The organism is Alishewanella sp. HH-ZS (assembly GCF_001704375.1).
Lineage (GTDB): Bacteria > Pseudomonadota > Gammaproteobacteria > Enterobacterales > Alteromonadaceae > Alishewanella > Alishewanella aestuarii.
Genome location: NZ_LZEJ01000067.1, coordinates 1 through 7,833, shown reverse-complemented (window position 1 = coordinate 7,833; position 7,833 = coordinate 1). Strand labels below are relative to the sequence as shown.

Annotated in this window: 6 protein-coding genes; 1 reads left to right on the top strand and 5 read right to left on the bottom strand. The window is 52.9% G+C overall.

Annotated features, from left to right (window positions below; all coding sequences use genetic code 11):
* Positions 1-67 precede the first annotated feature (67 nt).
* Positions 68-2,194, bottom strand: a complete 2,127-nt coding sequence (locus tag A9165_RS16005) for a hypothetical protein (protein ID WP_065956629.1) — start codon at positions 2,192-2,194, stop codon at positions 68-70.
* Positions 2,195-2,355: 161 nt separating this feature from the next.
* Between A9165_RS16005 and nagB the strand changes: the two genes are divergently transcribed.
* Complete coding sequence (gene nagB / locus A9165_RS16000) at positions 2,356-3,150, top strand: glucosamine-6-phosphate deaminase (RefSeq protein WP_065956628.1); 795 nt, start codon at positions 2,356-2,358, stop codon at positions 3,148-3,150.
* A gap of 9 nt (positions 3,151-3,159) precedes the next feature.
* Here nagB and A9165_RS15995 read toward each other — a convergent pair whose 3' ends face one another.
* The 4 genes from A9165_RS15995 to A9165_RS15980 all read right to left on the bottom strand — a co-directional run bounded on the left by A9165_RS15995 (position 3,160) and on the right by A9165_RS15980 (position 7,760).
* On the bottom strand, positions 3,160-4,479 hold the full coding sequence (locus A9165_RS15995) for a sugar MFS transporter (RefSeq protein ID WP_008951626.1): 1,320 nt from the start codon (positions 4,477-4,479) through the stop codon (positions 3,160-3,162).
* A 52-nt stretch (positions 4,480-4,531) separates the two neighbouring features.
* Positions 4,532-5,647: an N-acetylglucosamine-6-phosphate deacetylase gene (gene nagA, locus A9165_RS15990; RefSeq protein ID WP_065956627.1), complete on the bottom strand. Its 1,116-nt coding sequence runs from the start codon at positions 5,645-5,647 to the stop codon at positions 4,532-4,534.
* Positions 5,648-5,705: 58 nt separating this feature from the next.
* Entirely contained in the window at positions 5,706-7,088 is a 1,383-nt protein-coding gene (locus A9165_RS15985; protein ID WP_065956626.1) for a ribonuclease J, read from the bottom strand.
* Positions 7,089-7,175: 87 nt separating this feature from the next.
* On the bottom strand, positions 7,176-7,760 hold the full coding sequence (locus A9165_RS15980; protein WP_065956625.1) for a cytochrome b: 585 nt from the start codon (positions 7,758-7,760) through the stop codon (positions 7,176-7,178).
* Positions 7,761-7,833 lie beyond the last annotated feature (73 nt).

Here is a 7,833-nt window from a genome sequence, read left to right as displayed (position 1 = left end):
ATGCCCGGCGCACCATAAAAAAGGGCTGTTAATGACAGCCCTTTTTCACTGATATCAGCTAATGCGGTTAGCTCAAACCGTGTTGATAGCCATACCACGCGGCGATAATACAAACAATCAGTATTATCAGATATTGACCCCAGGGCCGTTTTTTCTCGGCAAAGGGATCCTTGAGTGAACGTTTAGCGCCCTTCGGCAAATGCGCCAATCCGGTCAAGGAGGCGCCAAAAGGCACATTAATTTTCGCCCGGGCATTCACTGCCCAACCATTGGCATCCAATAAAGGGCCAATATTGCGCCGGCGTAATGTTAAATAGGCCAGCAGCATCGACGGTGTTGAGATCAGCAGCATTACCCCGAGTAGTACCAGCGGGACTTGCCACCAGCTGAGCGAAAACAAGCCCGCCACTATCGCGGCCAATGCAGTACCTAGGGCGCCTAACGCCAGGCCAAAGGCGGCAAAAATACCGGCGAATTTGGCAATATCAAAGCTGCTTGGCGCCGTTGCCGGTGCCGCAGCCGCATCAGCCACGCCACTGGTAGTTTGGGTTTCGATATCCTTATCGCGGGAAGCGGCAAATTTCTGGATCTGACCTTCGATAAAGGCAGCAACCCGCTTATAGGGCGACCAGAATGCCTGGCGGATACTAACCGGTTGCGCCACCACTTTAGTCACTGTTGCTCGCCAGTCACGGCCCTTGCGGTCATAGAAGATGCCGTTACGCCCGGCAACCATCAGCTCATCGACATCGCCACCGGTTAGCGCCGCGACGATATTAATCGGCGCTTCGCCCTGACGCATACAGCTACAATATACCAGGTAGCAACCACTAAAGGGGGCCATAGTGGCGTGCCGGCCTTGATCGGCAACCTGCATCACCAGCTCACAGCTGCGCTGATCCAGATACAGGGTACCAGCCTGGAAAATGGCTTTGTGTTCGCCCTGATAAAAATCACTGAGGCTGACAAAGTTACGTAGCAAGGTCACCAGATCCCGCTGATAACGTAGCAATTTTTCCAGTGCTAACAGATTATCGGCAAAGGTACTGGCCGCCAGATCGTCCTGAATTAAGGCCTCCAGCCGTGCTTTAGTATCACTGGCAAGGAGTTGCTGCAAATACGCCAGTTCCAAGGCATGTAATGCCGTAGCGGGCTTAGCAGCCTGCCAGCTGCGCCAGGCGGCCAGTTTGCTTGAAACCTGCTGCCAGTCGGCGACGGTTAATACTTCATAGTCTGCCCCCAATAACGGCGTCAGTACTTTCTCTTTTAAACTGGTGATAGCGGCAGCCCAGGCCGGGTTAATACCCAGCGTCAGATCCAGTGGCCGCTCAGCGGCAATCACGGATAGAGGCAGAGCAGCAATATCCTGATCCGCACCGGCCACGACCCGGTTCGCCAACACCTCATAGACTGCCGGAGCAGGATTAAGGTTATCGGTCGCCCTGTTATCAAAGGCAGCCAGCTGACAGCGGACAAAGTAATCATCGACTTTGGCTTGTACTGCTTCAAAGGCTGCAACAGCATCGGCAGTAGAATCGGCCAGCGGGCACAACTGGTTTTGCTCGGCAGCAAAGGCAGCATGCCAGCTAACAACGGCTTCTGCCTGGCTAAAAAACGCGTTTAACGTATCTTGGGTCACACCTAAACCGCCACTGCGATCGGCTACCCCACCCTGGGTCTCAACAATCTGCAGCAGTACCTGCTTTAAGGTCTCATCGCTTGTTAGCTCCGGCATAATCACGCCGTCGCCGTTAAAATGGTCAGAGGAGAACAAGCGGGTACTATCCAGTACATCGGCCACCTGCAGGCTCTGCTCCGCCGTTTTCTCGCTGTAGCGCAGTACCAGTTCAGCGGCGTGTTTAATGCCGGCACCTTCGGCGTCCTGATCGGCAATGGCCGCCAGCGTCAAACCGGGTTCAGCAAACATCACGCTGGCATCCGTCAGCCGCTGACAACTCCAGCGCACTGCCGACAGGATCTCCGGTACCCGGATTTGGCCGTCGCCGTCACCATCCATTAGCGCCAGGGTACGGTCGTCAAATTCCAGGCCGGTAGTTGGGCAATTAAGTACAGTCCATAGCTTAGGATCGAGTTCGTGCAGATGCAGTAAATCACCTGCAGTTTCAATCGCGACCTGATCAAAACCGCCGGAGCGGAAGAAACGCCATTGATGGGGTTTGGTTGCAGCAGTCAAGGTTTCTCTCCGTGAAGTGTTATTTTCGCTCTCAGCATATGCCAGCTGAGGCAAAGTTGCCAATAACTAAAGCACAAACAGCCAAAGCATTAGAGCCTGTTGACGTTTTTCACAACGGTTTTATGCTAGGCTAAGTCAAATTTGTTGACAGGAGTATCAGGGTGCAGATCGTTATTCAACCAGATGCACAAGCCGTGGCCCGTTATGGTGCCGCTGCAATTATCCGGCAAATCAGGCAACACCCTGCCTCAGTGCTGGGGCTGGCGACAGGTGCGACACCCATTCTGCTGTATCAACAATTAATTACTGCCTATCAGCATGGCGAGGTGTCATTTCAGGCCGTTAAAACCTTTAATCTGGATGAATATATTGGTTTAGCGGCAACGCATCCACAAAGCTACCGCTATTTTATGCAACACCACTTATTTAATCACATTGATATTCAGCCAGAAAATACCGCAGTGCCAGAGGGTGACGCCGCAGATCCGTTACTTGCCTGCGAGCAGTATGAGCAAAAAATCATGGCCGCAGGTGGTATCGATATACAGCTGCTGGGCATTGGTCGTAATGGCCATATTGGCTTTAACGAGCCCTCGTCCGGATTGCGTTCACGCACCAGGATTAAAACCCTAACACAGCAAACCATCGCCGATAATGCCCGTTTCTTTGCGCCCGGTGAATATCAACCACATCTATCAATCACTATGGGCATCGGCACCATTCTGGATGCTCGCAAAGTGCTGTTACTGGCAACGGGTAAAGCTAAAGCTAAGGCAGTAAAAGCGATGGTAGAGGGGCCACTGAGTGCCAGCTGTCCGGCATCAGCTTTACAGCTGCACCAGCAGGCTACAGTAGTACTGGATGAGGAAGCCGCCAGTGACTTAGACCAACTGGCATTTTACCGCCATATTGAACAGGAAAACGCGGCCCTGTTGCGCCGCCTGAATCGTGATTAGCCGCCGTTGTTATGACCAGCGTCGTAGCTTATGGCCTTTCATCGCATAAAATAAGATATAAAGATAGGCTGGAATGAGAATCCAGTACGCACCCTGGCTATTGCCGGACAGTTCGGCCAGATAACCATAACTTAGTGGTAAAACCGCGCCACCGGCAATACCCATTATCAGCAAGGCTGAGCCGGTAGCGGTTAACTTCCCGAGGCCTTCCAGCGCCAAGGGCCAAACCGCCGGCCATACCAACGCATTGGCCAACCCCAGTAAGGCAACGAACACCACGGTATCCGGCACCAGCGGAATACCCAACCAACCAAATAACCAGGCTGATAATTGCTGACTCTCGGTTGCGCCAAACAGGACACCTAAACTGAGCAAGACGCCCGCGACCGCCGACAACTGCAGAGCACGGCCTTGTGACAGGTAGCGCGGGATTAGTAATACGCCAAGGAGGTAACCCAACACCATAAAACCCATGGTATAAGAGGTCAGCACACCAAAATGTGCTACGCCCAGTTGCTTACCATAGAGCCCGATCGTATCGCCAGCAATCACTTCGACGCCGACGTAACAAAACAGCGCTAATACACCCAGCACCAACTGCGGATAGGCCAGTACTGCTTTTACGGCCCGCAACTCAATACCACGATCATTTTGCTGATCGGGCAACTCGGGTAAGGGCGCAAACCAGATGAATACCGATAACAGCAACAGCATCAACGTCATATAGATGTACGGCAGCACTAACCGATTCGATAACTCCGCCAGCTGCACCTGCTGCTCTGCCGCAGGCAATAGCGCCAGCGCGTCAGCACTATATTGTTCAATATTGGTCAGCACCAGGGTGGCAAATACCATCGGCACTACTATACCGGCAGCTTTGTTAACCAAACCCATAACACTGATCCGCATCGCAGCACTGTCGCGCGGCCCTATACAAACCAAATAGGGGTTAGTTGCGGTTTGCAAAATCGTCAGGCCAGTACCCAGCATAAATAACGCCAACAAAAACAGTGGGTAAGCCGCTATTTTCGCTGCCGGAATAAACAGCAAGGCGCCAAAGGCCATAATCAGTAAGCCAGCCAGCATGCCCTTTTTGTACCCCAGATAGTTCAGTAAAAACGACATCGGGATCGCCATGACGGTGTAAGCGATATAAAACACAAAGGTCACCAACAGTGCCTGAAATTCGTTTAACTGACAGACAATCTGCAAAAATGGAATAAGTGCACCATTAAGCCAGGTCACAAAACCGAACAGAAAAAACAGCACCGCCAGAATCAGCATTGGCACCAACACCTTGGGTGCTGGCGTGGTTGGAGTGTTGGGCATCTTCGGCTCCTTATTGTTATTTTTATTGTCGTTACCGGCTTAGATTACCGGCTTAACCCAGTTGCGCTTCGCCGTTAATCCAGCATTGTTGTACCTGTAGCTGCGCGTTCAATTGCACCAGATCAGCCCTATGGCCGGGTTGTGCCTGGCCGCGGTCAGTCAGCCCCAGCGCCTGCGCCGGATATAAGGCTGCCATGCGCAGACTTTCAGCAAGGTCAAGCTGTAAAGTATTCACGGCATAACGCACGGCGGCCGCCATATCCAGCACTGAGCCGGCCAGTGCGCCGCTACTGTCAGTCAACTTATTACCCTGGCGGGTTACCTTACCGGCAAAGAAATCAAATTCGGTCTCGTCGGTGCCAACTGGAGACATCGCATCTGTGACTAACAGCACCTTGCCGCGGGGTTTTGCTATTACTGCCAGCTTTGCAGCTAACGGATGCAAATGTAAACCGTCCAGAATCAAGCCACACCAGCTTTGACTGTCGGTTAGCGCAACGCCCACCATGCCAGGCTCACGCGAAGTCAGTGGCGACATCGCATTATATAAATGGGTAAAGCCCTGCGCGCCGGCAGCAAGTGCCTGCAGGACCTGCTCAGCGCTGGCATTGGAATGGCCAAGCCAAACTTTAACACTGGCGGCGGTTAAACGTTGAACTTGCTCTGGCGTCACATTTTCCGGCGCCAGCGTAACCAAGACACACCCAAGATCACGGCGCAGATACAGCTGCATCTCTGCCTCTGCCAACGGCCGGATATGTTGCAGCGGATGCACACCTTTTTTCGGTGCCGATAAATGCGGTCCTTCGAAATGAATTCCCAAAATACCCGGCTCGCCAGCAGCAACCGCTGCGGCAATCACATCCGCACTTTGCTGCATCACCGCCAGTTGATCAGTGATTAGCGTTGGCAGCAGTGCCGTGGTACCAAAACGGCTATGGGCTTGTCGCATCCGGCGAAGCGTGTCAATCGTCGGTGCGTTATTAAACAGCACGCCGCCACCGCCATTCACCTGTAAATCGATAAACCCCGGCACCAAATAGGTTGCCTGTGGCGTATCACGACAGGGTCGGATGTCTGCAATACGACCGTTTTCAATCAACAACTCGACATTTGACTGCCAGACAAAACCATCAAAAAATTGGGCAGCGCTAAGGACTTGCTGCATAAAGAACCTGTAAAGAAAGACGTCATATGACATAAGCTAACGTCTGCGCACAAAAAGCTCAAGTATTGACTATCGGTACCCGGCCCGCTTTAACAAAGCCCGGCCAGATCCTGGGCTTTGGCGCTAACACAAAAAGATCGCCGTTTTGCCCGAGCAGTTGTTGCGGTACCCCAACCTCGCGGGCAATGGCGGCATTGGCTTGCATATGCGCAGCCTCGCCATGGACCGGTATCGCCACGGCCGGTTTTACCGCCTGATACATCTCAGCCAATTCGCCCTGATTCGGATGGCCAGAGACATGGATTGGCAATAAGGTATCCGCCGCCTGCAACACTTGCAGCTGTTTGGCTTTCAGTTTGTCCACCAACCGGCTGACCAGCATCTCATTACCGGGGATCAGATTGGCACTGAAAATAACTAAGTCATCTTTTGCCAGCAGCAGCTGAGGATGACGATCTTCAGCCAGTTTATTCAGTGCTGCTCTGGGCTCGCCCTGGCTGCCGGTTGCTGCGACCAGCACTTCTTCCGCTGGCAAAAAACCAATATGGGCGTTATCAATCAGCGGCAGATCATCCGGCCAATAACCGCAGGCACGCGCCGCACCGACCATATTCTCCATCGCCCGACCGAACAGTGCCAGGTAACGGCCGGTTTGCTGGGCAATGCGACCCAAGCTAATTAAGCGGCCGATATTACTGCTAAAACCGGTTACCAATACGCGCTTCGGTGCCTGACTGACCACCTCACGCAGCGCATGAAAGCAAGCGGTTTCCGACAGTGAAAAGCCACTTTTCAGCGCATTGGTTGAGTCACAGACCATGGCAGTAATACCTTGCGCTGCCAGCCGTTTAAATACCTGCGGTTTAAATGGCCGTCCCAGCATAGGTGCCGGGTCCATTTTCCAGTCGGCGGTATGAAATACCTTACCGGCCGGCGTGCTGATCAACAGCGCCTGACATTCCGGGATCGAGTGGGTGATATTTAGCCAATTGACGAGAAAAGGCCCGATCTGACAGGTGCCGCCGGGTGGGATTTCGATAATTGGTATCTGCTCGACAAGATCGGTACGCACCAGTTTGCGGCGCAGCACCTCGGCGGCAAAAGGTGTGCAATACACCGGCGCCTGCAAGCGTGGCCATAAATAGGGCAAGGCACCTATATGATCTTCGTGGGCATGGGTAATAACAATACCGCACAGATTTTCGCGTTGTGCGGCAATAAAGCTGGGATCGGCGGCCTGCACTTCAGCCGTATGCTGCGGTGGCTGTGTCTGCGGCTGCAGCGGATTATAAAAGGTGACGCCGCAATCCACCATTAACCAGCGCCCGGCATGACCGTATAAATTCAGGTTCATCCCAATTTCGCCGCAACCGCCAAGCGGCAAAAACCAGAGATCCTGCTCGCCGGCTAAGGTCATTTCAGCGCTCGAACGGCTGGCCATGTCACCTCGTATTACACTACTATCAACTGCTAAGTGCTACGTATGATACGCCATTCACGTTCACAGACCCAGCAGACATTTCCGCTATCAGCGACGGGGTGGCAACATTTTTAGCAGCGTGCGATCTTTTAAATGATAGTGATGGTAAAGCGCGGCCGCGGCATGCCCCAAAATCAATAGCCACACCAGATAAGCTCCGCCCTGCTTGTGAATAAAATCCATCGGCGCTTCAAATTGCTCAAAACTCAGGCCCATACCATCCGCAACCAGCGTCTGAAACAACCAGGTATCGGCAAATTTCGGGATCTCAAATAAAAAGAAAAATTCTGTTGCCACGCCGGTACCTAAATAGCCGGTCAATGGCATTACAATCAGCACGCCATACAACACCAGATGCCCCAGATGCGCGGCCTTATGCATCAGCGCCGAACCCGGCTCAGCCGCAGGCTGAACATTAGTCAGCCGCCAGTAGAGCCGCAGCGCCACCAGTACCGCGATAGTCACACCAAAGGATAAATGCAGCTGCAGTGCGGTCCAGTTCTCCGGCGTCCGGGCCTCAGTAAACCATTGCCGGTAATACACTGTGATATACGCCAGTAAAAACAGCAGTGCTGTCAGCCAATGCAAAGCGCGGGCAACCTTGCCATAGTGAGTTGGGGAGTTTTTTAGCATAACGAAATCCAGTAGCCTTTGTTAACCAAACTATTAGCCTAGTTTGACGCCCTAAATAACTGATCCTAATTGT